The sequence below is a fragment of the Rickettsia honei RB genome (assembly GCF_000263055.1).
GTDB classification, from domain to species: domain Bacteria; phylum Pseudomonadota; class Alphaproteobacteria; order Rickettsiales; family Rickettsiaceae; genus Rickettsia; species Rickettsia rickettsii.
Genome location: NZ_AJTT01000001.1, coordinates 35,240 through 57,958 on the forward strand (window position 1 = coordinate 35,240; position 22,719 = coordinate 57,958).

Consider the following 22,719-nt stretch of genomic DNA (forward strand, 5'->3'; position numbering starts at 1 on the left):
GCAACAACACCGGCTCATTGAGTATACTCGATAACCCATTTACGAAGTCTAACAATCGTCGGAGTATTTATAAGAGAGGTAGCAGGTAAAACTTTGCCGTTAGTATTAAAATTAATTATAGGATCTATACCGTATATGCTATACCAAGGTTTTAACGGTGAGCTATTTGAATATTTACGGTGGAACCAAGATAAAGAAGGTGTTGTTTCTTCATATTCTATTACTTTAACCGATTGTGGATTTTTATGATATATAAGGCTCAGTACCGATTGATCGGAATGATGCCATTTATATTCATCGTAATTAGGATGGATATTATAATTTTTACCTGACAGAATTCTAATATCTTCACAATTTTTTAGCCATTTTTCAATGAAAGAACGAGAAAGCTTGGTATTACGCACAATAATAACGGCACTCCAAATGTGATCGTCATTTCTGCATTCGTCTGTAAGGCAATCCATTAAAGCAAAAGTTTCGCCTTTAACAAAACTACCGTTTTTACGATTGCGATCATGTACCAGTAATATATCATTATCGCCTAAAAGATTTGTTAAATTACTGATATGCTTTTTAATAACAAATGCTGAATCTAAATATACTATAATAGCTCCTTCTGGTGCATTTTTCATTGTTTCAAGTATAATATAAGGCTTCCATAGCCATAACCCCGCTCCTGCAGGTTCATTAAAAATTTCTTGGTTTTTTTCTATAAACGTTTGATTTATGTGCTTTTTCTTATAGTTAAATATGCAGTCTATACCTTTATTAATTGCATAATGAGTGGTTGCATTTTGATTACGATAAACATACTCCAGACCGTCGGCATAAGAAACTAAATAAATTGGTTCTTTTATGGAATTCTGAATAGATAAATCTACTTTTTGTAACGATAAGTCATTAATAAAACCTTGACGTGCATATTCTAAAATAATCAGTATGAAATAAATTAGAGCTAATGTAATAACTGTTTTGTATAATATTTTAAATAACATATAATTTTTGCATTATTTGAAGCATTTTGTCATTTCCAGGTGGATTAGTAAATCGTCATTGCGAGGAAATACGAAGTATTGACGAAGCAATCTCAGGAGTTTGTTATTATTTCATGAGATTGCCACGCAGCCTAGGGCTGCTTGCAATGACGAAATCGATAATTATTAGACAACGCCAATATAGCATTTTAATGTATTAAAAGATAGTGTTGTAATTTAATTATAAATTTAGTATAACTTGCTGTTTGTTTAAGGTTGGTATGATTAATTTAGGGGATAAGCAGTCTACTATAGTTGTCGCAATGTCAGGCGGGGTTGATAGTTCGGCGGTTGCCGCAATGCTGCATGAACAAGGACATAATGTTATAGGTATTACCTTGCAGCTATATGATCACGGTATGGCAGTAGGGAAGAAAAATGCCTGTTGTGCCGGTCAGGATATTTACGATGCTAAAATGGTAGCAAATAAGCTAGGTATTCCCCATTACGTACTTGATTATGAGAGCAAATTTAAAGAGTCGGTAATAGATAATTTCGTCGATAGCTATTTACAAGGTGAAACACCGCTTCCATGTGTGCAATGTAATAAATCGGTAAAGTTCAGGGATCTAATTAAAACGGCTAGAGAGCTTGGAGCAGATAAGCTTGCTACCGGTCATTACGTACGAAAAATAAACGGTGATAACGGAGCGGAATTACATACAGGGCTTGATCCAGCAAAAGATCAAAGTTATTTTTTATTTACGACCACTAAAGAGCAATTAGAATATTTACGTTTCCCTCTAGGAGGGCTTACTAAGGATGAAACACGAAAGCTTGCTAGTAAATTTGGGCTTGAGGTAGCGGATAAGCCCGACAGCCAAGATATTTGTTTCATACCTGATGGAAATTATAAGAGCGTAATAAATAAAATACGTCCAAATAGCAGTGAAAGCGGTAAAATTATTCATGTAAACGGGTTTGAACTAGGAGAGCATAGCGGTATAATTAACTACACCATAGGGCAACGTCGTGGTCTTGGTATAGCTTATAATGAGCCTTTATATGTAGTAAAGATTGATCCTAAGGACAATATAGTATATGTAGGACCGGAGTCCGCATTAAACGTGCAGGAATTTATCATTAGAGATGTGAATTGGCTTGCAGATGAAATTAAAGATAACGAAAAGTTAGAAGTAGCAGTTAAAATTCGCTCGACAAGACCGCCGCGTCTAGCCGAAATAAGTAAACTCGGTGATGATAAAATGAAAGTAAAATTTTTATGCGAAGAAAAAGCCGTTGCCCCTGGGCAAGCATGCGTTATTTATGCCGGTGAAAGAGTACTTGGCGGCGGATGGATTACTAGAGAGATAAGGTAATTGTGTCATTGCGAGGAGCGAAGCGCCGTGGCAATCTAGTTAGACCTCCTGAGATTGCCACGCTCCTTTTAGTCGCTCGCAATGAGACACAATTCACAAAAAAATAAGCTCACTAAAACAGGAGAAACTAATGAGTTTTTTAAGGAAGAAAAGTTTTGAATCAGTAAAAGAGATAGGCAGTTCAAGCGGTCTTAGCAAGACACTTGGAGCATTCGATTTAATATTACTGGGTCTTGGTGCGATGATCGGCACAGGCGTATTCGTCGTTACCGGTATAATTGCTGCTAAATATTCAGGACCTGCAGTAATGTTATCTTATGTGATTGCAGGTATTACCTGTATCTTTGTAGCGCTTGTTTATACTGAACTTGCTGCAATGCTTCCGACATCAGGAAGTATTTACACTTATTCCTATGTAGCATTTGGCGAAGTATTTGCTTGGATGATCGGTAGTGTTATAATATTAGAACTTGGTGTTGCTGCAGGAATAGTAGCTGCAGGCTGGTCGGGCTACGTACAAGGAATACTAGCAGCAGGTGGAATCAATTTACCGAAAGAATTAACTACTGTACCGACAAACGGCGGTATAATAAATTTACCGGCATTTTTAATCTCGGGATTTATTGGATTTATTTTATATTTAGGTACTAAAGATAGTAAGAGACTAAATGCAATTTTAGTTTTCATAAAAATGACTGCAATATTTGTATTTATACTCGCTGCTGCCCCTCATTTTGATGCTACTAACTGGAGTAATTTTATGCCTTTCGGTTTTAGTAATGTTTTAGTAGGTGCGTCTATTTTATTCTTAGCTTTTACGGGTTTTGGAACGATTGCAACAGCAGCTGAGGAGTGTAAAAACCCAAAACGCGATATAATGATCGGTATTATTGGCTCACTTGTTCTAACTACTATAGTTTATGTAACAATGGCAGGGCTTGTTACCGGTATTGCACATTTTGATCAGTTAAATAACGATCAACCGCTTGCTTATGCTTTAACTATCAATAATAGCAAGATCGGCTCTGCTATTGTTGCAACCGGAGCAGTTTGTGGTATGATGACGGTGTTGATGATGAATATTTACGGTACTTCTCGTATTTTTTATGCTATTGCACGTGACGGTTTACTACCGAAAAGTTTTGCAAAGCTGCACCCAAAATATGATAGTCCGTATATTACGATTATAATATTTGCTTCTTTAGCCGCTATCCTTGGAGGATTTTGTTCTACGGAATTATTAACGCAATTAACTTCAATGGGAGCTCTTATTGATTATATAACCGTTACAATAATAGTGGTATTATTTAGGGTAACGCTACCTGATGCTCACAGACCTTTTAGATGTCCTTTAGTATTTATTATCGTACCGTTTATTTTAATTGCTTGTGCATATTTACTATTGATTCAAATATATGACGGTGAATTTAATCTATCAACCGCAGGTCGTGCATTAATATATTGGTTTATTACAATATTTGTTTTATATATTATAAGATCGTTTTTTATTCAAAAAGAGCAGAATTAAGAGGGGGATATCCGTCATTGCGAGCGAACGTAGAGAGCATGGCAATCTCATGAAGTAGTACAAAATTCCTGAGATTGCCAAGTAAAGGCTTTGCCTCTCCTCGCAATGACGAGTTAGTAGTATCCACGCAACAAAACAAAATTAACCAAATGACTGAAAAAAATGACTGAAAAGCTGCAACCACTCCGAGGAATGAAAGATCTCTTGCCGGATGATTATAAAGTTCACGACTATATAATTAACAAAGCAAGAGATGTTGGAGTATTGTACGGCTATAAACAAATGAGTACTCCTATTTTGGAGTATACTAAAGTCTTTAACCGTTCGATGGGTGAAAGCTCTGACGTAATCAGCAAAGAAATCTATAGTTTTTTAGATAAAAGCAATGATTTCGTAGCATTACGACCTGAATTTACAGCATGTATTATAAGAAGCCTCATCTCAAACAGATTACAACATAAATTACCATTAAAGTTTTTCTCTACCGGTCCTGTTTTTCGTTATGATAGACCGCAAGCAGGGCGTCAAAGACAATTTCACCAACTAAATTATGAGTATATCGGTGCTAAAGGAGCAATTACTGATGCTGATACTTTGAAGTTAGCCGTTGATATATTAAAAGCACTCGAAATAGAGCAGGATACTACCTTAGAGCTTAACTCTCTTGGATGTAATGAATCAAGAAGCGTTTATCAGCAAAAATTAGTAGAATATCTAAATGATTTTAAAGATCAATTATCAGAAGAAAGCAAAATAAGGTTATCCAAAAATCCAATGCGGATACTTGATTCTAAAAGTGAGACTGATCAGAAAATAATAGCAAACGCACCGGTTTTATCTGAATATTACACTGAGGAATCCAAAGAATATTTTGAGGAGTTAATAAAGTATCTAGATATTTTAGGTGTGAAATATAGCATAAATCCACGCTTGGTTAGAGGGCTTGATTATTATTGCCATACTGCTTTTGAATTCACTACAAAAAAGTTAGGGAGTCAATCTACTATTCTAGCTGGTGGACGTTATGACGGGCTTGCTAAAATCATGGGTAATAACGATGATGTGCCGGCTATCGGTTTTGCTGCCGGTATTGAGCGAATTGCTTTAATGCGGGAATATAATATATCTGAAGTTAAGCCGGTATTTGTATTACCTATAGGCGAAAATAATGTTTGCTATGCTTTAGAAATTGTAGATAAATTGCGAACAGAAAATATTGCTATTATCATAGAATCCCTAGGTAAAATAGCTAAAAGAATGCAACGCATTTTTAATGAAAATGCTCAATTTATTATTTTTATAGGTGACGAAGAGCAGGCGAATAATAACTTAAAAATTAAAGACTTAAAAAAAGAAGCAGAATATATAGTAGATTTTGCAAAAGCTCTTGAGCTATTGAAGAAATAAGATTTTTTATTGTTATACCGTGAACCTTCCATGGTATCCATCAAAACTAACTTTAAGTAATAAGCATTTATGAATCTTGCCACAAGCTCGGCATTGCCCGCATGGCTCTTATGTTATGCCTGCATAGGTCTTGTTGTGTGGATACTGAAGGTCGTCATTGCAAGGAAAAACTGTAAGTTTTGAAGAAGCAATCCAGTAAAAAATTCTGATTTACAGAATTTTTTTATTATTGTTTTGGACTGCCACGCAGTCTATGAATGCTCGCAATGACAGGGCGGTATCTATGCAACAACGCCTTCGCTGGAATGACATAAAACGAGCCATGCAACAAGATCTGCAGTTGTTCACAACGGCGATTAGGTGTCTATACAATAACACCATTTAACCACGACATCTAAAAATATGATGATTATAAACGATTTAGCCATGCGTTATGGTACAAGAATACTATTTACCGATGTAAATTTGCATATTAAAAACAATAAACGATATGGTTTAGTAGAGGTGCCAACGGAGCAGGTCAAACAACTTTTTTCAAAGTCTTAACTAAGGAAGAAGAGCCAGCTTTCGGCGAGATTAACATAACAAAAAACTCCAAAATAGGTTGTTTAAAACAAGATCAGTTTCTTTATGAAAATACTAAAATTATAGATACGGTAATAGCAGGGAAGAAGGAGTTATGGAAAGCTTTACAAGAAAAAGAAGAGATATTAAATCGGCAGGAATGTAGCGATGAAGATGGGTATAAGTTTGGTGAACTTGAACAGGTAATATACGATAATGACGGTTATACTGCTGAAATTTTTGCAGCTAGCTTGCTTGTAGGTCTTGGAATAGCCGAAAAATACCATTATGAGCCGCTTTCTGCGTTGTCAGAAGGTTATAAGCTTTCGTGTATTACTCGTACAAAGTCTATTTAATAATCCCGATATTTTACTACTCGACGAACTGACAAACCATCTTGATATAGAGTCAAGAGAAGCTCTTAAAAAATCTCTAATTGATTTTGATGGTACGGTAATATTAGTAACGCACGATCGGAATTATTGCTCTTTCCCATAGGAAAAAGATTGTTGATTTTAAAGGTAAATATGATGATTATATTGAGAAATACGGCAACGATTATTTAAGTTCTACTACAAAATTATCCTAAGTTTTAGGCATTGCTCATTAAATATAGATATCGTCATTGCGAGGAGGCGTTGTTGCGTAGATACCACCACGTCATTGCGAGCAGCCATAGGCTGCGTAGCAATCTCGTCAAATATCCTGAGATTGCTTCGTCAATTGCTATGCAATTTCCTCGCAATGACAATAAAAATCGAGTCATACAACAAAGCAGAATCTTAAAGTTAATCACTCCACATTATAAAACTCCAAATGATGACCGCTAATAAACTTTTTTATTTCAGCATGGTTACTATGCTCATCAACATTTAATAATAACCCTTGTTCATTAAAATATAATATATTCGTAAATAATCAGTCATCACAGTCCCACTTAGCTTTAAAAGCATTTTCCTTAATAAGTTTAACTCCGGTTACTCCGTGTTTATGATATATTATTCCTTTTTTTAAAGCAGAAACAAAAGAGGTAACTTTACTTTTATCAAAGGTGTTATAGATTTTTTGAGATATTGTACCGTAACAATCAAATCCTCTATATTTGCCAAGAAATTTATCCGTACCTTTTGTTACTTCCTGATTATCAATTTTAATTTGACCTTCTTTAGGAATATTCCAAGAATTATTATTGAAGTTGGTAATCTTTTGAATGGCTAGATAAAATTCATGTTTCTTTTTTAGTTGATAATATTGATGGATTTTTTTGTATAATATTGAAGGTTTAATTGTTCTAAGTTTTCTATTGGCTTATTATCGGGGGAATAGCTTGCAATAATCTCTTCTTGTTTTGTTGACTTCATTTACTTGCATATTCTTGTACTTTTTTAGGTTATTATTTAATAAGGCGGTAACTACTCCAATTTCTAAAGTGTTGTCATTGCAAGAATCATTTTGCAGAGCATTTTCAACATTTTGGAAAATCTTTTCAGATTTTTCAGAAGTTAATTTAGTCTCGTTATCTGCTATTAAACCGGTATTAACGGCGTTAAGAACCTCTGTTTTTTCATTGGATGTTAGAGTATTATTTTGAGGTAACGTATAATTTGGGTCCACGTAACTCCGAAGTTTTATAATAGCCGTTTTATACAACTTTATTTGATGCTCAGGTATCTTATTTAAAAGATCAGAAGCCGTTTTAAATTGCTTACTACATAGGGCAAGTGAGAATGCTAGAAGTATGTTGTTTGGGGTATCACTAATTGCTTTTAGTTTTGCGGTTAATATTGATTGCTGGTTTTTGTTAATTTTTTTATTGGAAATTCTGTTATAAAAAGCTATTCACAGCCATCATATATTGATGAATAGAAAGGAACTAAGGTATTTTTTTTATTACATCTAACGTCTTATAAGAAATTTCATATGGATTAGTTAACATTTCTAGAATGTATTGTATATATTCTACCGGCACATATTGTATTAAGTCATTAGCTTTATCACATTTGCCTTGTATTCTATAATTAGACCATAAATGATAGGCTGCTGTTGGATGTGTAGGTAGAAGCACAAAAGCATGTTCATAACATTTAGTGGACATATCATAGCTCCCGGTTTCTTCATAAACACGCCCTGTTCTATAATACCACTGGGCTAAAACCTGATTTTCAGTGTGAGTATTTAACGAAAAAATAGATTCTTCTAAGTAAACCTTTTACCCCTTCAAAATTTTTATTTTCCATTAATAAATCAGAGAATTGACATGACAAATCTAAGCTGGATTTTATATACGGTACTAGTGCTTGGGTAATTTTAAGCTTAGATTCCGGTTCAATAAGCTTTAGTACGGGGATTAGATATTCTGCACATTTGCTATATTGTTCAACTTCTTTTGCAAAGTAATTAAAATATAGATTTATTGCTGCAATTATACATTTAAATATCTCTTTAGCAGCTTCATTGTGTCTATTTAATATACTACATTGAAAGGCAAGACTCATTATTTGAATTTTGGTTAGCGTATCAGGTGGTATAGAAATGATTTTATCCATTTCTACTACATCAAGACCGGAAAAGTTTTTTCTAAAATTTCTTATGTTACTTTCTGATAATATATTGAGGGTGTTATAAACCGTGATAATATCAAGCTTAAAAGTAATTGAAGGCTCTGCATTGTTCATGAATATAATTTAGTATTAGTTGGGCTTAAGAACTGCTACAATGTGATAGAAAAGGTTTAAAATTTCATAGAATTATTATTAAAAACTTACAGTGTATGAACTTTTTTACTGGATTCCTGCTTCTAGCTAGGAATGACATCGAGAGGCTCAATTAACTCACAAAGCAATTCTTTCTAAGTAATGTCTATTCAAACCCAAATCCAGTAAAATATTTATGAAAATATCCGGTATCATGACCTATCATTTTAACTTTATCATAATAATAAGGTGATTCAGATTCATGATATATAGTTGTGCCGTCATCCATATAGTAAATAGAATAAGATGGAAGGCCATAAGGTCTAAAAAAAATGTCTTTACTTATAACTTTAGGAGCTTTATCGGATTTTTGTATATTTTCTGATTTCAGCATATTAATTTTCTTAATAAATGATTGTTTTATTAATATATAATTTTTATATATTATCACAAGAATAATTATAATAGCTATCTACAGAACCTAGAAATTCAGATTTATCAATTGCAGTATTATATTCATAAGGATATTCTAAATATTTTTATTTTAAAGTATTTTTTTGAAACAATGGGTAATTATTTGATTGTTCGTGCTTTGATAAATTAAAATATTTTCTCGCCAAGAATTTTCTTATCTTGAACATTATTAAAAGCTTTGATTTTTGAATATCTGTCTTGTTATTTTTCTTGTAAAAAATAATCTTCATAGTCCTTATAATTCTTTGGAAGATTTAATATAAATCTAGCATATTGTTCTAACTGAAAGTTAGTTAACCAAGTAAATGAATATAAATTTGCTCTATAGTTCGAAGAAAAAATAACGCAACTTCTGATTGCTTTATCTCTTGTCTTTTTTCTCTCAATAACGTTATTAGATAATATAAATAACTCTTTATTAAAATGTTTTTTATTTTCTTGAGTTTGACTGATTATATAAAACAGCTCAGTTTCTAATTCATCTGAGGTAAATAATTGTTTGTATTTTGTATTTATTAAGCCATGGACCAAAAGCTATAGATTCAAGTTTTTTTAAATATTGAATTAATTTTATGTGCAATTTTAGATTAAATTTAAGAGCGGCATTTTATATCAAAAATTGACATGAGTCAAGAGATATTAAATTAATGGTTTAAAAATATGTGCCACCTCGTGATTTATTCACAGAATCCAGTTAAAAATACTAATAATATTAATATTTTTAGTTGTTTTCTGGATACTGTGGTCAAGCCACGGTATGACACTGAAGTGTTTTTCAAAAGCCATACTAAATTGATTACTAAAATTTTTTACATAACCTAATGACAAAAATAAAATATGAATATATTATTTAATTTTAGAATAATTTAAATAATATATATTCAATGAGTGCAGATACTAATATTAGCGACGGTTTAGAAGTCATTACGCAAGATCATTTATCGATTTTTTCTTTAATAAGCTCCTCCGACATTATTGGTAAGTCAGTTATGCTGATGTTGCTTATTGCCTCTATTTGGTCATGGGCTATTATTTTGGATAAAATATTTAAGCTAGTGCAAGTGCAGAAAAGCATGCGGGCATTTGAAAATGTGTTTTGGTCCGGTGGAGTATTAGAGCAATTATATGAAAGCATAAAGAGGTCGGTTAATAATCCGCTAGCTTTAATTTTTGTCTCAGCTATGGATGAGTGTAAAAGCTTAAGCACTAAAGGGCTTTCTGAAGGCTTAAAAAACAACCATAAAGAGCGTATAACGGGTGCAATGTACTTAGCTCAAAATAGGGAAGTCGAAAAGCTCGAGAAAAATTTAAGCTTCTTGGCAACTGTTGGATCAAGTGCTCCTTTCGTAGGTTTATTCGGTACCGTTTGGGGGATTATGCATAGCTTCCAATCGATTGCTACTTCAAAAAATACTTCTCTTGCCGTAGTAGCTCCCGGAATTGCTGAGGCGTTACTTGCAACTGCGATAGGCTTATTTGCAGCTATTCCGGCAGTAATTTTTTATAATTATCTGATTTCCCGTATTACTCTTATCAATAATAAGATTGAAGATTTTATTAGTGAGTTAAACTCTATACTTTCTAAGGCAATTGATCAGGAGAAAATGTAATGGCTATAAAGCTTGCCGGAAGTAATAGAAAAAGTAAAAGAGCGGTAGTTAGCGAAATTAACGTTACGCCGCTTGTTGACGTGATGCTTGTGCTATTAATTATTTTTATGATTACTTCTCCAATGCTTGTGTCAGGAGTAAACGTGGATTTGCCTGAGACAAATTCAAGCCCGATTTCAGGTCAGGATGAGCCTTTGGTTGTTACTATCAATAATAAAGGCAAAATTTTCTTACTTGAAATTCCAATAGAAAGAATGCATTTAACCGACAAGCTTGCAAATATCACTAAAGAAAAAAAGGATGCTAGAATTTTTGTAAGAGGCGATAGAAATGTTTCTTATGGGCAGGTAGTAGAGATAGTTGCCGAAATTCATGCTGCCGGCTTTTCTCGTGTAGCTCTTATTTCAAATATTAAAAATAATGAAAAGTAATCAAAATAAGGATAATTTTACGGTTTTCCTTAGCTTCTCTATTGTTCTGCACTTACTTCTTTTATATTTTTTTCTATTCGGTATGCCGTCACTTTTTGAAAAATTACCGGAAGAGCAAACTATAACTTTTGAAATGTTACCTGTTAGCGATAAATCAAATATTATCACTCAGACAAAGCAAAAAGAAGCCCCTATAGAAAACGAAGACGCTAAAAAATCTGAGCAGAGCAAGCCAAAAGAAGAACCGCAAGATTTGCCTAAAGAAGAAAAAGCAAAAGAGCCTGAGGCTAAAACAATGGAAGCAAAGCCTAAAATAGAAGAGAAAAAACCTATAGAAGAACCAAAGTCTGAAGAAGCAAAAGAAGCGTTACCTGAGAAGAAAGAAGAAGTAAAGGAAGAAAAACCTAAAGAAGAAGAAAAAAAACAAGCAGAAGAAAAGAAGAAGCCCGAAGAAAAGAAAGAGGAAACGAAACCGGCTGAGAAACCTAAAGATGTGAAGAAAAAAGAGCCTAAAACCGATGAGCTTGATTCTTTGCTGAAGCATTTAGAGCAATCTTCAGAAGGGGATAATGTAAAATCCAATAAGCATCAAAGGTCAAAAAAAGCTGATAATGCACAAGAAGCTAAAGGGGTTTATACGGATGGGCTGCCTCTTTCCGATAGTGAAACATCTTTGATAAAAAGACAGATTGAAAGACATTGGAGTAATGTACCGGCAGGAGTTAGAGGTAATAATAAAGTAAAAGTCATTATTAGTATTACGCTAGATAAAGCAGGTAATGTTGAGCAGGCAAAGGTTAACAAAAAAATCTGTCCTAATATTCCGGCTAGTGTTTGTGAAGCTTTGGCAGATAATGCAATTAGAGCGGTATGGCAAGCAAGCCCTATCGAAAACCTTGACTCTGCACGCTTTAACCATTGGCAAGAGATTAATTTTAGCTTTGATCCAAGTAAATTGTAGGTTGGGCATTGCCTGCGTGGATACCACTCCGTCATTACGAGCAGTCGTAGACTGCATGGCAATCTCATGAAATAATAACAAACTCCTGAGATTGCTTCATCAATTATTTCATAATTTCCTCGTAATGACTATTTGCGAGCCACGTAGGTAAGCCTTTCGCAGGAATGACATTAAGAACCATGCAATAATTAAAAAATATTATTCATCATGTTCGTGGTGATCACCGATTAATTCAAGCCCCATATCTTTTGGCTCATTATTGAAACAACAGTAGCAGCAATAACCAAACAAGAATAATAAGGTTGTGCTTCCATTAAAAATAGGGTCAAAGCAGCATTACTAGAGCTTGCTAACTCATATTCTGAAGGTAATAAATCTGTAGGGATGTCTTTGTTCATAAAACTTAGTTATTATGTTTACTATTTGTAAATAAAAAAACTCTATAACTTTGTCTATTAAAATTACATTTATTTCACAAAGTTTTAAGAGCAGGATAAGTAAATAATAATACATGGCATAAATTTAGACCGAAATGAACTATCACAGAGCATAATATTTTGCCTGTTTTATAATATGCATAACCATAGAAAAAACCGCATATAGTGCTTAAAGCTATATATTCTGCCTTGAAAATATGTAATCCCAAATATTAAAGATGCTATAATAACAGCTAAAATCTGCTGTTTTGGTAAAATAATGTTCTTTTTCAAAAAACCTCGAAAGAATACTTCCTAAGCCATACAGACGAAAAAGAAATATTGTTGTAATGAGAAAAATGTAGGTGATAGTTAAGAATGACATATAAACCTTTATAAAAAACTATTTTTAATATATAGTTATTTTTTAGCATTAAAAATAGAAAATTTATTAAATATAGAGATTTTTAATAAATAATAATTGGATTTTAAAAAGAAAATATAAAAGATAATCATCAAAAAAAACAATAAAATAATATATATATATATATAATGGGACGATTGTATGAAAGATATAGAATATTGGGAAAAAAATTTTGAAAGCTGTAAATATTCAGAGCAATTAATCAAAAGGCTTTTATTTTTAAATACCCAAGTAAAACAACCTATCGATATTAGAGAAGTTCAAAAAGGTATTTATTATGCTCGTAAATATCATGGTGAGCAAATGCGTCAATCAGGTGACCCTTATTATTCTCATCCAATCGCAGTAACGATTATGGTAGCGGAATTTGTAGCAAAAGAAGTGCCTAAACTCTTTACTTTTAGAATGCTACAAGCTGCATTACTTCATGACACTATTGAAGATACTGCACTTACTGAAGAAATAATTAGCAATATTTTTGATGAAGAAGTAGCAAGGCATGTAGCAGGTCTAACTAGAATTAAACCTTGGGGCAAAATAAGTAGCGAGAAAAGTCTTATGTTATTAATTAAACAAAAAAGATACGATACTGCTCTTATAAAACTTTTTGATAGAATACATAATTTACAAACTTTGGAAGCAAAATCGCCTGAAAAAGCTCATAAAATAATTAAAGAGACATTAAAAAGCTTTTTAGTGTTAAGTGAAATACTTGAAATACCTTCAGTTTCAGAGCTTATATATGCTGAATGTTATAAAAATAATTTAAAATTTAATATAAATTCTACTTTTAATAAAATTATAAATTTCGATTCGTTTCCATTTTCTCAAAATAAGTTACTCCCATAAAAAAAGTTATACCTACCGGAATGAAAATTAAAAATAATCCCCAATATCCTAGATAATTGGTAATATAAACTAAACCAAATGACGTTATAATATAAGTAAATAATTTTGCTATTGCACTTAGCATACTAGTATATGTAAATCTCTTAAAAACCGGAAAATATTTATAAAATATAGGAGCTGCTGGTACGTGATCAAATACGAATAATGCAGCTAAACATTGAAAAATAAAAATATATAAAGGAGTAGGGTTATAATTTAACATTATAGGAAAAAAAATGAGAGAGGTAAAAAATAGATATAATTTTACCTTTAGGATTTTTAAAGGATGGATTTTATAGCTAATAAATGCAAGACCGATAATACCGAGTAAATCTATTATAGATACCCAAAAATTTTGATTTATAATTTGATTTGGAGTAAATCCACATTCTCTTTTTAATATATCACCGCAATATATATATACGAAATAAAAACACGGTGGTCTAGCACACTGGATAAAGAAATACCAAATAGAAGTGGTGTTTGGAACTTTTTGATCTAGAATATCTTTGTCAATTTCTTCAAGCATAATATTATTTTCTTGAAGTCTTAGTTTTAATTTGTTTCTTTTATTTGAAAATGCCTCTGCTTCTTTTAAACTAGTCCTTGCAATAGTACCTACAAAAGCGATAGTTGCACCAACGAAAAAGGCTATACGCCAACTTGACTCATGGTGATAAATATTTTGATTAGTAAAAATTGATGCAATACCTAGTGCTACCGTAGTGCCTACGGCAGAAAATACGGTTATAATTGTTACTAATGGATATTGCATAGGAGGAGATGAATTTTCGGTTAAGTACAGCTCTGCACCTCGTGCTTCTGCAGTTGCTGACATACCTTGAATTATACGACATATAGTAAGAACCCAAGAGGCTGTTATACCTATCTGTGCATATGTTGGCATGCTGCCTATAATCACACAAGTAATAGCCATTAATAGGGTAGTTAAAATAACTACAATCTTACGTCCAAAATGATCGCCTATATACCCAAATATTAATGCTCCTATAGGTCTTAGCAAATAGGTAGAACAGAAAGAAAAGGCAGTAAGCAACGAAAAAGTGAAAGGATCATATTCCGGAAAAAATAAATTATTTAAAAGCACCGCCATATGCACATAAAGCATAAGGTCAAAATACTCTAGAAATGTACCTATAGAAAGTAATCCGACTGCTTGTTTTTGTTCTGTATTTAAACTTCTTTGTTCTTTTTCGTAGCCTAACATAACCTTTGTATATTAATTAGATTACAAAATAAGCTATACTGCTTTTGATTCAAAGTCAATAAAGGATTAAGAATTTTTAATAAATATTGTAAATATTTAGGTTTCGTAAAGTTATCTAACTTAAAATTTTCCAATTATCTATTTTTCTCTGAAAGCTTTAAATGCAGTATCAGTAACGGGATCAAGTAAATATCTAAGTAGTGTTCTAGTACCTGTTACGATTTGTACCTCAGCTTGCATACCGGGGTGTAATTCAAGATTTTTAACTTTAGCAACTTTGTTAAATTCATCCATATCGATTTCAACTCTTGCAACATAATAATTATCTTGCTGTTGTCCCGGATACTGTCTTTCATCTTGTACGATATCGGGAGATATGCTTACTACTTTACCGGTAAATGTTGGAGTTGTTCTTGATTTAAATGCACTGAAACGTATTTTTGCAACTAATCCCTCATGTACTGAGTCAATGTTTTTTTGAGATACCTTTGCTTCTATTATTAATGGGTCATTAGTTGGCGAAATTTCCATAATAGGTTGTCCGTGACTTATAACACCGCCTATTGTATGATATTTTAAATTATTAACTATACCGTCAACAGGTGATCTGATTATCACACGATTCAGTGAATCCGTCAGGGCATTATATTTTTCTTTAAGAGATGCGGTTTGTACTTGAGCTTCACGAAGCTCTGTTAAAGTCCGTTCAGTGTATTTATTTTGTTGATTTATAATTTTAATTTGAGTTTCGGTAATAGCATGGCGTATTCCTGCTATTTCGGCTTCAGTTGTTGCAACATCGCTTTTTGAAGCGGCAACTTTTGCCTCTTGGTCTAATAAGGCTGCTTTTTGTACAAAGCCTTTTTCTTTTAACGTTCTTAAAGCTTTTAAACGGTCTTGATAAACTTCAGCAGTTTTGGAGGCGGCAACTTTTTTTGCTTCTAAACCTTCAATTTTTTTCTCAAGTTGAGCAATATTTTGATATAATGCATCTTTCTCTGAGTTATATACTTCTTTTCTAGATCTAAATAAATTTTCCTGCGTATGAATTATTTTAGCTACTTCCGGTAAATTGATATCCTGCATTAGAAAATCAGAGAATTCGATTTGTTCTAAATTATCACGTTCGGCAATTAAACGATTTTCAGTTGCTAAAAAATTACGGTACTGACCAAGAATATTTTCATGTTCGCTTTTTATTCTAGTTTCTTCAAGCTCTATTAATTTATCGCCTTCTTTGACTTTATCACCTTGCTTCACATAAATAGCATTGATTATTCCGCCTTCATGATGTTGAATCGTTTTTTTATTTGTGCTTGGCATTACGATACCGACAGCTACAGCACCACTATCAAGCGGAGCAAGAGCCGACCATAATCCACCTATTAATACTAAAAAGATCATAACATAAATACCGAAAAGTATAGGTGATCTTGCAGCTTGGGCTACGTTATTACGATCTTTATCGGTTTTCTTGGTAATAAAATTAACAAACCTATCAAGTTTTACTAATAAGAATTCTATAGCATGAGAGGTTTTCTTTAATGTAGTATTTATTAAAGCTTTACGTTTAGAACTTTGACCTTTAAGATTTAACGCATCTTCTCTTAAGGACAATAATTGTTTTAATTGTTCCGGAGTAATGTGAGGTTTATGGTGTTTTAAGTCCTGCATAATATTTAATCATTATTATATTTAGTCAGTATTGTTTGTATTTTGCGTCATTGCGAGGATATGATGTAGTAATTGACTAAGCAATCTCGATAGAATTCATGAGATTGCCACGCTCACTAAAGTTCCCTCACAATAATAATTTGGAAGTCATGCAACAATGCCAATCAAGTCACGATATGACACTTTAGTTATTAATATGAATTGTACCGCTTTTTAAAGTTTTAAAGTGTTTTTGAATCTCTTCTTCTGTTCCGTAAACTGCAACGGCTCCATCCTGTAATATTAGAATTTTATCAACAACGGATAGTACGGATGGTCTATGTGAGATTACAAGAACTGTTATTCCTTTAAGTTTTGCTTGTTTTAAGGCACTTGCAAGGGCAACTTCACCTGCCTCATCTAAATTAGCATTAGGCTCATCTAAAATGATGAGTTTTGGATTACCGTAAAAAGCTCTAGCAAGTCCGATACGCTGTCTTTGACCACCTGATAGATTAGAGCCTGCAGGACCGATATCAGAATCATAACCGTCAGGGAATCTTAATATCATTTCATGAGCTCCGGCTATTTTAGCTGCTTCAATAACTTTTTGCGGATCGGCATCTTCTTCCATTCTAGCTATATTTTGTTTAATACTACCGCTAAAAAGTTCTATTCCTTGAGGAAGATAGCCCACATGTCTACCGAAATCTTCTCTATTCCAACGATAAATTTCAGCACTATCTAAACGTACGGAACCTGATGATTCTTTCCATACCCCGACTATGATTTTAGCTAAAGTTGATTTTCCTGTAGCCGAAGGACCGATAATTGCTAAAACTTCGCCCGGTTGTACTGCAAAACTAACGCCTTTTAAGATATATTTCGGTACGGGAGGTTGCGGTAAATATTTCGGTATAGGGTGAGCATAATAAATATTTTCAACAGTAAGATGACCATCAACGTTCGGAATTGGCATCGTTTCGTCTCTAGAAGAATAAGTGTTAAATAAATTATTAATGTTTTTGTATGATTTAATAGCACCGCTCATACTTTTCCATAAATCAATAGCATTATCGAAAGGAGCAAGAGCTCTACCGACTATGATAGAACTCATAATCATATTACCGGGAGTCATATCTGCACTGTGAGATTTTACAACAATGTAAGCACCGACTCCGGTAACAGCCATTTGCATTATATTACGGATAAACCTTGAAAAGTTAGAAATAACACCGTTACGATAGCTAGCAACCGATTGCTTATCAAGTGCTAATATGTTAAATTTATGCCAATTTTTTGTAACATTCTTCATCATTCCCATTGCTTCAATTGCTTCTGCATTTCTGTTTGCAATATCGGCTTGTGTCATACCTTTTATCGAAAATTCGGTAGCTTCACCAAGTGTTTTATTAGTAGCTGCAGCGTTAAAGAAAGCGGTTGAAACTATTATAATTGCACCAAAAACGGTAATAAGACCGATATATGGATGAATTGAAAAAATAACCGCAATATAGATAAGGCTCCAAGGGGCATCGAATAAAGTATTAATTCCGGTACTTGTTAGGAATGTTTTGACGGCTTGAAAATCACGTAATAATTGGCTAGAACCCATATTTGCTCGTGTTGCAGCTGCAGAAATTGAAGAAGCAAAAATTACGGGAGCTACTGTTCTATCAAGCCATTCTCCTACCTTTATAAGTGTAAAAGAACGAGCAATTTGTAATAATCCGTAAACAAAATAAATATATGCGATTATTATTGATAAAAATAATAATGTTTGTAGATTACCGCTTCCAAGGACTCTATCAAGAACTTGTAGTGAGTAAAGAGGAGTAATTAACATTAGTAAGTTGATTACAAAAGCAAACCAAAAGACTATCCAAAAAGCTGTTCTACATTCGCCTAATGCTATTACTAGTGGGTTTTTTTTATTTAGATTATTATTTTTATTATCCATATTAGTTATATTATAAATAATTATTAATTAATTCTTCAGCAATTTGAACACTGTTTAAAGCTGCTCCTTTACGTAAGTTATCACATGTGATCCATAGATTTATCGTATTATCTCTACTTACGTCATTTCTAATTCGGGAGACATATACGGCATCTTCGCCTACCACTTCAACGGGTGAGATATACGCAAGGTAATTATTATTAGAAATTGTAACAATTCCATCGGCATCTTGTAATATTTCTTCGACTTCTTTGGCATCAATTTTGTCGTTAAATTCTATGTTAACCGATATAGAATGACCGATAAATACTGGTACTCTAACAGAAGTAATGCTAGCTTTAAAGTGATTACCTATAATTTTGTTTATTTCAGAAGCAATTTTTGCTTCTTCACTTGTATAGCCATCTTTATTTAAATCACCTATATGAGGAAAAAGATTAAATGCAATCTGTTTTGGAAATTTCTTAGGATCATTCTCTCCAAAAACATATTTAGATTTTGTTTGGTCGTAGAGTTCGTCCATTCCTGCTTTACCTGCTCCTGATACTGATTGATAAGTAGATATCACTACTCTTTTAATCTTTATTTCATTATCTAGCGGTTTTAATGCTACTGCAAGCGGAATGACGATACAGTTAGGGTTAGCTATGATATTTTTAGTATTAAACTCTTTAAGTGTTGATAAATTAACCTCAGGTACAATTAACGGCACTTGATTATCAACTCTAAAAAGGGAGGATTTGTCGATAACTACACAATTACTAGCAGTAGCTTTTGGTATAAATTCTTTTGACACTTCTGAACCTGCACAAAAAAAAGCAATATCGATATCGTCAAAATGTAAACTTTTTAAACTATTAATTTGTAGTATTTTTTCTCCAAAGCTTACTTCCCGCCCTAGAGAGCTATCTGAAGCTATAGCATAAACTTTATTAATTGGGAAATTACGCTCAGCTAGAATATTTAGAGTTTCACGCCCTACATTTCCTGTAGCTCCGATTACTGCAATATTGTATTTTTTAGTCATTATTTATTAATCCGATGAGTTTTTCACCTCCGATAATATGGAAATGGAAATGAAAAATAGTTTGTCCCGATTTCTCGCCTTTATTAGTTATTAAACGATAACCGTCTTTATCTAAACCCGCTTCATTTGCTATATCAGAAAGTTTAGCAAAAAAATGTTTTATTTCGTCTATAGAAGCTTTAGAGATGAAATCGGCATAATCTATATATTCGTTTTTAGGTATAACGATAATATGTACAGGTGCTACGGGTGCTATATCTTTGAATGCTAAAATTTGTTCGTCTTCATAAATTATTTCTGCCGGAAGATTTTTTACCTATGATTTTTGCAAAAACATTTTCTTTGTTATACATCATTTTATTCCTGTTAAAAGCTTTATTGTATGGCTTAATTTTCCGTCATTGCGAGTAAAAAATGTAAGTTTTGACGAAGCAATCCAGTAAGAAATGCTAATTTTAGCATTTCTTTAATTTTTTTTCTGGATTGCCGTGCAGTCTACGACTGCTCGCAATGACGATTTAATATTTATGAAACCACGTTGCTGTTAAACAAGCATACTACGTTTTAGAAATTTTAATTCAGCTTCAATTCTAGAGTTGGCAATTATTATATCTTCTAGTCGGTAATTATTTCTTTTTAAATAATTTTCTCTAATATCTGAAGCAAAAAAGCCGAAGCCTAATATTAAGACTATCTTAAATATAAACTTTAACTCTTCGATATTAATCGCCGTAACGATTATATTCGCTATTACGGCAATAGCAACAATTAACCACATTTTATGGTATAATGCCCAAAATATACTTAAAAGAGCCGCTATCCATGAAAAGCCTTCTGCAATAACAATAAAATTATTATTTTTTTGTGTGGAGTTAATGTATATTGCGTATATATTCATTATTTAAGTTTAAGCCTTGAAAATTCAAGGGACAATAATTAATTAAATTGGATTAGTCAAGTATACTCGTTTAATTTGGAAAATTGGCTACGTCGTTTTGGTAAGTCCTCGGATGCTCACGTATTACGCTCCGCTCCTCAGCTTAAAGACTCCTTGCTCTTTTCCAAATTAAACTTCGTCTATTCGTCTACTTAACAGTAATTCTAATAGTACTTAATTAACAACTTAATATCAATAAATTTTATATTATGTCAGATAATTTATCCTTACACGGTACAACAATACTTTGTTTAAAAAAGAACGAAGAAATAATTATAGCAGCGGATGGACAAGTCTCGCATGGTAATACCGTACTAAAATCTACAGCACGAAAACTTCGGACTATAGCAAATAATAAAATTATTGCCGGTTTTGCGGGTTCTACGGCTGACGGTCTTGCGTTATTTGAAAAGCTTGCAGTAAAGATAGAGCAACATAAGCATAATTTACTTAGAAGTGCAGTTGAGCTTGCAAAAGATTGGCGTAGCGATAAATATTTGAGACGTTTGGAAGCAATGATGATTGTTGCTGATCGTAGTCATATATTAATTTTAACCGGTAACGGTGATGTCGTAGAGCCTGAAAATAATGTTGCAGCAATAGGTTCAGGCGGTTTATTCGCGCTATCTGCCGCTCGCGCTCTAATGTCTTACGAGAATAATTTAACTGCTGAAGAAATTGCTTTAAAATCTATGAATATAGCTGCAGATTTGTGTGTATTTTCTAATCATAATATTATAATGGAAAAAGTTGTATGAAAGCTACTAAAACTACTTATAAAAAAGACCCTATGGGGCTTACCCCTTCTCAAATAGTGAATGAACTTAATAGATTTATCGTAGGTCAAGAAAAGGCCAAAAAAGCTGTTGCTATTGCACTTAGAAATCGTTGTCGTCGTAAAAGAGTAGAAGGTAATTTACGTAATGAAATAGTACCGAAAAATATTTTAATGATTGGTTCAACCGGTGTCGGGAAAACGGAAATAGCAAGACGCCTTGCAAAGCTGACTAATTCTCCTTTCTATAAAATTGAAGCAACTAAATTTACCGAAGTCGGATATGTAGGGCGTGATGTAGAATCAATAATTCGTGATTTAGTCGAAATAGCCGTTAATACTGAAAAAACTTTAGCAAAAACGAAAGTAGATATTCATGCCCGTGAAAAAGCGATCGAGAGAATATTAGATAGTTTAGTAGGTAAAACTTCTAGTAGTGAGACTAGAGAAAAGTTCAAAGAAAAAATTTTAAACGGCGAACTTGATGATACGGAAATTGAAATTAGCGTAGCTGATACTACACCTGTCGGCGGTGGAAGTTTTGAAATACCGGGTATGCCGGGAGCATCTATGGGCGTTCTTAATCTTGGCGATATGATTGGACGAGCCCTTGGCAGTAGTAAGACTAAAACAAAAAAAATGCTAGTTAAAGATGCTATGGCTATTATTATACCTGAAGAATCAGAAAAATTAATAGACCAAGAAAAAATTATTCAGCAAGCTATAAATTTAGCTGAAAATGACGGTATAGTTTTTATTGACGAAATTGATAAAATAGCTTCAACTGGTAGTTCCGGAGCAAAAAATGCCGAAATAAGTAGAGAGGGAGTGCAAAGAGATTTGCTACCTTTGATAGAGGGCACGACGGTTAATACTAAATATGGACCGGTTAAAACCGATCATATATTATTTATTGCTTCCGGTGCTTTTCATATTGCTAAACCTTCTGATTTATTACCGGAGTTACAAGGAAGGTTACCGATTAGAGTAGAATTAAATTCGCTTACCAAAGATGATATGATTAAAATATTGCTTGAGCCTGAAACTAGTTTAATAAAACAATATTCGGCGTTAATAGGTACTGAAGACGTACGTCTTGAATTTGCTGCTTCTGCTATTGAGAAGATAGCGGATTATGCGATCACCGTTAATTTAGAAGTCGAAGATATAGGGGCTAGAAGGCTGCATACTATACTTGAGAATTTGCTTGAGGATATAAGTTTTGAAGCTAGCGAAATGAAAGGCAAAACAATAACTATCGATGATAAATTCGTAGAAAATCAATTATCAAAAATAATAACTAATCTCGACTTAGCTAAGTTTGTTCTATAGTACGTTTTTCAATCAATGGTTAAGGTAAGATTGTTATTTTTCATCATTACGAGGCAAT

At 33.0% G+C, this 22,719-nt stretch carries 22 protein-coding genes and 5 pseudogenes; 11 read left to right on the forward strand and 16 right to left on the reverse strand.

The features are described from left to right. Positions 1 to 14: 14 nt before the first annotated feature. Positions 15 to 995, reverse strand: coding sequence for a hypothetical protein (locus WSW_RS0100190; protein WP_016916617.1), 981 nt, complete (start codon positions 993 to 995; stop codon positions 15 to 17). A 26-nt stretch (positions 996 to 1,021) separates the two neighbouring features. On the opposite strand from WSW_RS0100190, the gene WSW_RS1000000111860 reads away from it, so the two are divergent. From WSW_RS1000000111860 to WSW_RS1000000114035, 5 genes and pseudogenes are all read left to right on the forward strand, one after another. Then, a complete protein-coding gene (locus WSW_RS1000000111860; RefSeq protein ID WP_167316237.1) occupies positions 1,022 to 1,195 on the forward strand; it encodes a hypothetical protein in 174 nt (57 codons plus the stop codon). A gap of 60 nt (positions 1,196 to 1,255) precedes the next feature. Continuing rightward, positions 1,256 to 2,353: a tRNA 2-thiouridine(34) synthase MnmA gene (gene mnmA / locus WSW_RS0100195; protein WP_014410544.1), complete on the forward strand. Its 1,098-nt coding sequence runs from the start codon at positions 1,256 to 1,258 to the stop codon at positions 2,351 to 2,353. 130 nt (positions 2,354 to 2,483) lie between these two features. Further along, positions 2,484 to 3,881, forward strand: coding sequence for an amino acid permease (locus WSW_RS0100200; RefSeq protein ID WP_016916618.1), 1,398 nt, complete (start codon positions 2,484 to 2,486; stop codon positions 3,879 to 3,881). Between the two features lie 162 nt (positions 3,882 to 4,043). After that, entirely contained in the window at positions 4,044 to 5,288 is a 1,245-nt protein-coding gene (gene hisS, locus WSW_RS0100205; RefSeq protein ID WP_016916619.1) for a histidine--tRNA ligase, read from the forward strand. A gap of 402 nt (positions 5,289 to 5,690) precedes the next feature. Then, positions 5,691 to 5,965: pseudogene (locus WSW_RS1000000114035) on the forward strand (ATP-binding cassette domain-containing protein); the annotation flags it as partial. 805 nt (positions 5,966 to 6,770) lie between these two features. On the opposite strand, the pseudogene WSW_RS1000000112480 reads toward WSW_RS1000000114035, so the two are convergent. The 6 genes and pseudogenes from WSW_RS1000000112480 to WSW_RS1000000109980 all read right to left on the reverse strand — a co-directional run bounded on the left by WSW_RS1000000112480 (position 6,771) and on the right by WSW_RS1000000109980 (position 9,550). After that, positions 6,771 to 7,213: pseudogene (locus WSW_RS1000000112480) on the reverse strand (hypothetical protein). Further along, positions 7,164 to 7,691, reverse strand: coding sequence for a hypothetical protein (locus tag WSW_RS0100210; RefSeq protein ID WP_029374904.1), 528 nt, complete (start codon positions 7,689 to 7,691; stop codon positions 7,164 to 7,166). The pseudogene WSW_RS1000000112480 and the gene WSW_RS0100210 overlap by 50 nt, the downstream one beginning before the upstream one ends. 34 nt (positions 7,692 to 7,725) lie before the next feature. After that, positions 7,726 to 7,947, reverse strand: coding sequence for a hypothetical protein (locus tag WSW_RS1000000112485; protein ID WP_016916621.1), 222 nt, complete (start codon positions 7,945 to 7,947; stop codon positions 7,726 to 7,728). Positions 7,948 to 8,014: 67 nt separating this feature from the next. Then, the gene (locus tag WSW_RS1000000112490) at positions 8,015 to 8,527 is read right to left on the reverse strand and encodes a hypothetical protein (protein ID WP_016916622.1); all 513 of its coding nucleotides are present in this window, start codon (positions 8,525 to 8,527) and stop codon (positions 8,015 to 8,017) included. 184 nt (positions 8,528 to 8,711) lie between these two features. After that, complete coding sequence (locus WSW_RS0100225; RefSeq protein ID WP_016916623.1) at positions 8,712 to 8,996, reverse strand: hypothetical protein; 285 nt, start codon at positions 8,994 to 8,996, stop codon at positions 8,712 to 8,714. Positions 8,997 to 9,220: 224 nt separating this feature from the next. Further along, positions 9,221 to 9,550 carry a hypothetical protein gene (locus WSW_RS1000000109980; RefSeq protein WP_238528398.1) on the reverse strand — a complete coding sequence of 110 codons (330 nt, stop codon included), beginning with the start codon at positions 9,548 to 9,550 and terminating at the stop codon, positions 9,221 to 9,223. A 353-nt stretch (positions 9,551 to 9,903) separates the two neighbouring features. On the opposite strand from WSW_RS1000000109980, the gene tolQ reads away from it, so the two are divergent. The 3 genes from tolQ to WSW_RS0100250 are packed head-to-tail and all read left to right on the forward strand — an operon-like array spanning position 9,904 to position 12,021. Then, positions 9,904 to 10,629, forward strand: a complete 726-nt coding sequence (tolQ, locus tag WSW_RS0100240) for a protein TolQ (RefSeq protein WP_004996137.1) — start codon at positions 9,904 to 9,906, stop codon at positions 10,627 to 10,629. Next, on the forward strand, positions 10,629 to 11,060 hold the full coding sequence (tolR, locus tag WSW_RS0100245) for a protein TolR (protein ID WP_004996134.1): 432 nt from the start codon (positions 10,629 to 10,631) through the stop codon (positions 11,058 to 11,060). The genes tolQ and tolR overlap by 1 nt, the downstream gene beginning before the upstream one ends. Further along, complete coding sequence (locus WSW_RS0100250) at positions 11,050 to 12,021, forward strand: periplasmic protein TonB, links inner and outer membranes (RefSeq protein ID WP_016916624.1); 972 nt, start codon at positions 11,050 to 11,052, stop codon at positions 12,019 to 12,021. The genes tolR and WSW_RS0100250 overlap by 11 nt, the downstream gene beginning before the upstream one ends. 198 nt (positions 12,022 to 12,219) lie before the next feature. Here WSW_RS0100250 and WSW_RS1000000108950 read toward each other — a convergent pair. Next, positions 12,220 to 12,419: pseudogene (locus WSW_RS1000000108950) on the reverse strand (hypothetical protein). 74 nt (positions 12,420 to 12,493) lie between these two features. Continuing rightward, positions 12,494 to 12,667: a CPBP family glutamic-type intramembrane protease gene (locus WSW_RS1000000109990; protein ID WP_014419765.1), complete on the reverse strand. Its 174-nt coding sequence runs from the start codon at positions 12,665 to 12,667 to the stop codon at positions 12,494 to 12,496. 335 nt (positions 12,668 to 13,002) lie between these two features. Between WSW_RS1000000109990 and WSW_RS0100260 the strand changes: the two genes are divergently transcribed. After that, positions 13,003 to 13,710, forward strand: coding sequence for an HD domain-containing protein (locus tag WSW_RS0100260; protein ID WP_016916626.1), 708 nt, complete (start codon positions 13,003 to 13,005; stop codon positions 13,708 to 13,710). On the opposite strand, the gene WSW_RS0100265 is transcribed toward WSW_RS0100260, so the two are convergent. From WSW_RS0100265 to WSW_RS1000000112495, 7 genes and pseudogenes are all read right to left on the reverse strand, one after another. After that, on the reverse strand, positions 13,661 to 14,977 hold the full coding sequence (locus WSW_RS0100265; RefSeq protein ID WP_016916627.1) for an MFS transporter: 1,317 nt from the start codon (positions 14,975 to 14,977) through the stop codon (positions 13,661 to 13,663). The two genes, WSW_RS0100260 and WSW_RS0100265, sit on opposite strands and share 50 nt — an antisense overlap. 138 nt (positions 14,978 to 15,115) lie before the next feature. Further along, positions 15,116 to 16,651: an HlyD family type I secretion periplasmic adaptor subunit gene (locus tag WSW_RS0100270; protein ID WP_016916628.1), complete on the reverse strand. Its 1,536-nt coding sequence runs from the start codon at positions 16,649 to 16,651 to the stop codon at positions 15,116 to 15,118. 184 nt (positions 16,652 to 16,835) lie between these two features. Continuing rightward, the gene (locus WSW_RS0100275; protein WP_016916629.1) at positions 16,836 to 18,590 is read right to left on the reverse strand and encodes a type I secretion system permease/ATPase; all 1,755 of its coding nucleotides are present in this window, start codon (positions 18,588 to 18,590) and stop codon (positions 16,836 to 16,838) included. 10 nt (positions 18,591 to 18,600) lie between these two features. Continuing rightward, positions 18,601 to 19,617, reverse strand: a complete 1,017-nt coding sequence (asd, locus tag WSW_RS0100280; RefSeq protein WP_016916630.1) for an aspartate-semialdehyde dehydrogenase — start codon at positions 19,615 to 19,617, stop codon at positions 18,601 to 18,603. After that, a pseudogene (locus tag WSW_RS1000000109995) lies at positions 19,610 to 19,970 on the reverse strand (HIT domain-containing protein). Before WSW_RS1000000109995 ends, asd begins: the two are co-directional and overlap by 8 nt. 191 nt (positions 19,971 to 20,161) lie before the next feature. Continuing rightward, positions 20,162 to 20,515 carry a DUF2628 domain-containing protein gene (locus tag WSW_RS0100290; RefSeq protein WP_004996102.1) on the reverse strand — a complete coding sequence of 118 codons (354 nt, stop codon included), beginning with the start codon at positions 20,513 to 20,515 and terminating at the stop codon, positions 20,162 to 20,164. Positions 20,516 to 20,585: 70 nt separating this feature from the next. Next, a pseudogene (locus WSW_RS1000000112495) lies at positions 20,586 to 20,682 on the reverse strand (palindromic element RPE5 domain-containing protein). An 81-nt stretch (positions 20,683 to 20,763) separates the two neighbouring features. On the opposite strand from WSW_RS1000000112495, the gene hslV reads away from it, so the two are divergent. Next, on the forward strand, positions 20,764 to 21,312 hold the full coding sequence (gene hslV / locus WSW_RS0100295) for an ATP-dependent protease subunit HslV (RefSeq protein WP_004996101.1): 549 nt from the start codon (positions 20,764 to 20,766) through the stop codon (positions 21,310 to 21,312). After that, the gene (hslU, locus tag WSW_RS0100300; RefSeq protein ID WP_016916631.1) at positions 21,309 to 22,661 is read left to right on the forward strand and encodes an ATP-dependent protease ATPase subunit HslU; all 1,353 of its coding nucleotides are present in this window, start codon (positions 21,309 to 21,311) and stop codon (positions 22,659 to 22,661) included. The genes hslV and hslU overlap by 4 nt, the downstream gene beginning before the upstream one ends. The last annotated feature ends 58 nt before the right edge of the window (positions 22,662 to 22,719 follow it).

What these genes read in the sequence shown, in the direction of transcription:
- WSW_RS0100190 (WP_016916617.1), bottom strand. Translation starts at nt 995, where the DNA reads ATGTTATTTAAAATATTATACAAAACAGTTATTACATTAGCTCTAATT.
- mnmA (WP_014410544.1), top strand. Translation starts at nt 1,256, where the DNA reads ATGATTAATTTAGGGGATAAGCAGTCTACTATAGTTGTCGCAATGTCA.
- WSW_RS0100200 (WP_016916618.1), top strand. Translation starts at nt 2,484, where the DNA reads ATGAGTTTTTTAAGGAAGAAAAGTTTTGAATCAGTAAAAGAGATAGGC.
- hisS (WP_016916619.1), top strand. Translation starts at nt 4,044, where the DNA reads ATGACTGAAAAGCTGCAACCACTCCGAGGAATGAAAGATCTCTTGCCG.
- WSW_RS1000000112485 (WP_016916621.1), bottom strand. Translation starts at nt 7,947, where the DNA reads ATGTCCACTAAATGTTATGAACATGCTTTTGTGCTTCTACCTACACAT.
- WSW_RS1000000112490 (WP_016916622.1), bottom strand. Translation starts at nt 8,527, where the DNA reads ATGAACAATGCAGAGCCTTCAATTACTTTTAAGCTTGATATTATCACG.
- tolQ (WP_004996137.1), top strand. Translation starts at nt 9,904, where the DNA reads ATGAGTGCAGATACTAATATTAGCGACGGTTTAGAAGTCATTACGCAA.
- tolR (WP_004996134.1), top strand. Translation starts at nt 10,629, where the DNA reads ATGGCTATAAAGCTTGCCGGAAGTAATAGAAAAAGTAAAAGAGCGGTA.
- WSW_RS0100250 (WP_016916624.1), top strand. Translation starts at nt 11,050, where the DNA reads ATGAAAAGTAATCAAAATAAGGATAATTTTACGGTTTTCCTTAGCTTC.
- WSW_RS0100260 (WP_016916626.1), top strand. Translation starts at nt 13,003, where the DNA reads ATGAAAGATATAGAATATTGGGAAAAAAATTTTGAAAGCTGTAAATAT.
- WSW_RS0100265 (WP_016916627.1), bottom strand. Translation starts at nt 14,977, where the DNA reads ATGTTAGGCTACGAAAAAGAACAAAGAAGTTTAAATACAGAACAAAAA.
- WSW_RS0100270 (WP_016916628.1), bottom strand. Translation starts at nt 16,651, where the DNA reads ATGCAGGACTTAAAACACCATAAACCTCACATTACTCCGGAACAATTA.
- WSW_RS0100275 (WP_016916629.1), bottom strand. Translation starts at nt 18,590, where the DNA reads ATGGATAATAAAAATAATAATCTAAATAAAAAAAACCCACTAGTAATA.
- asd (WP_016916630.1), bottom strand. Translation starts at nt 19,617, where the DNA reads ATGACTAAAAAATACAATATTGCAGTAATCGGAGCTACAGGAAATGTA.
- WSW_RS0100290 (WP_004996102.1), bottom strand. Translation starts at nt 20,515, where the DNA reads ATGAATATATACGCAATATACATTAACTCCACACAAAAAAATAATAAT.
- hslV (WP_004996101.1), top strand. Translation starts at nt 20,764, where the DNA reads ATGTCAGATAATTTATCCTTACACGGTACAACAATACTTTGTTTAAAA.
- hslU (WP_016916631.1), top strand. Translation starts at nt 21,309, where the DNA reads ATGAAAGCTACTAAAACTACTTATAAAAAAGACCCTATGGGGCTTACC.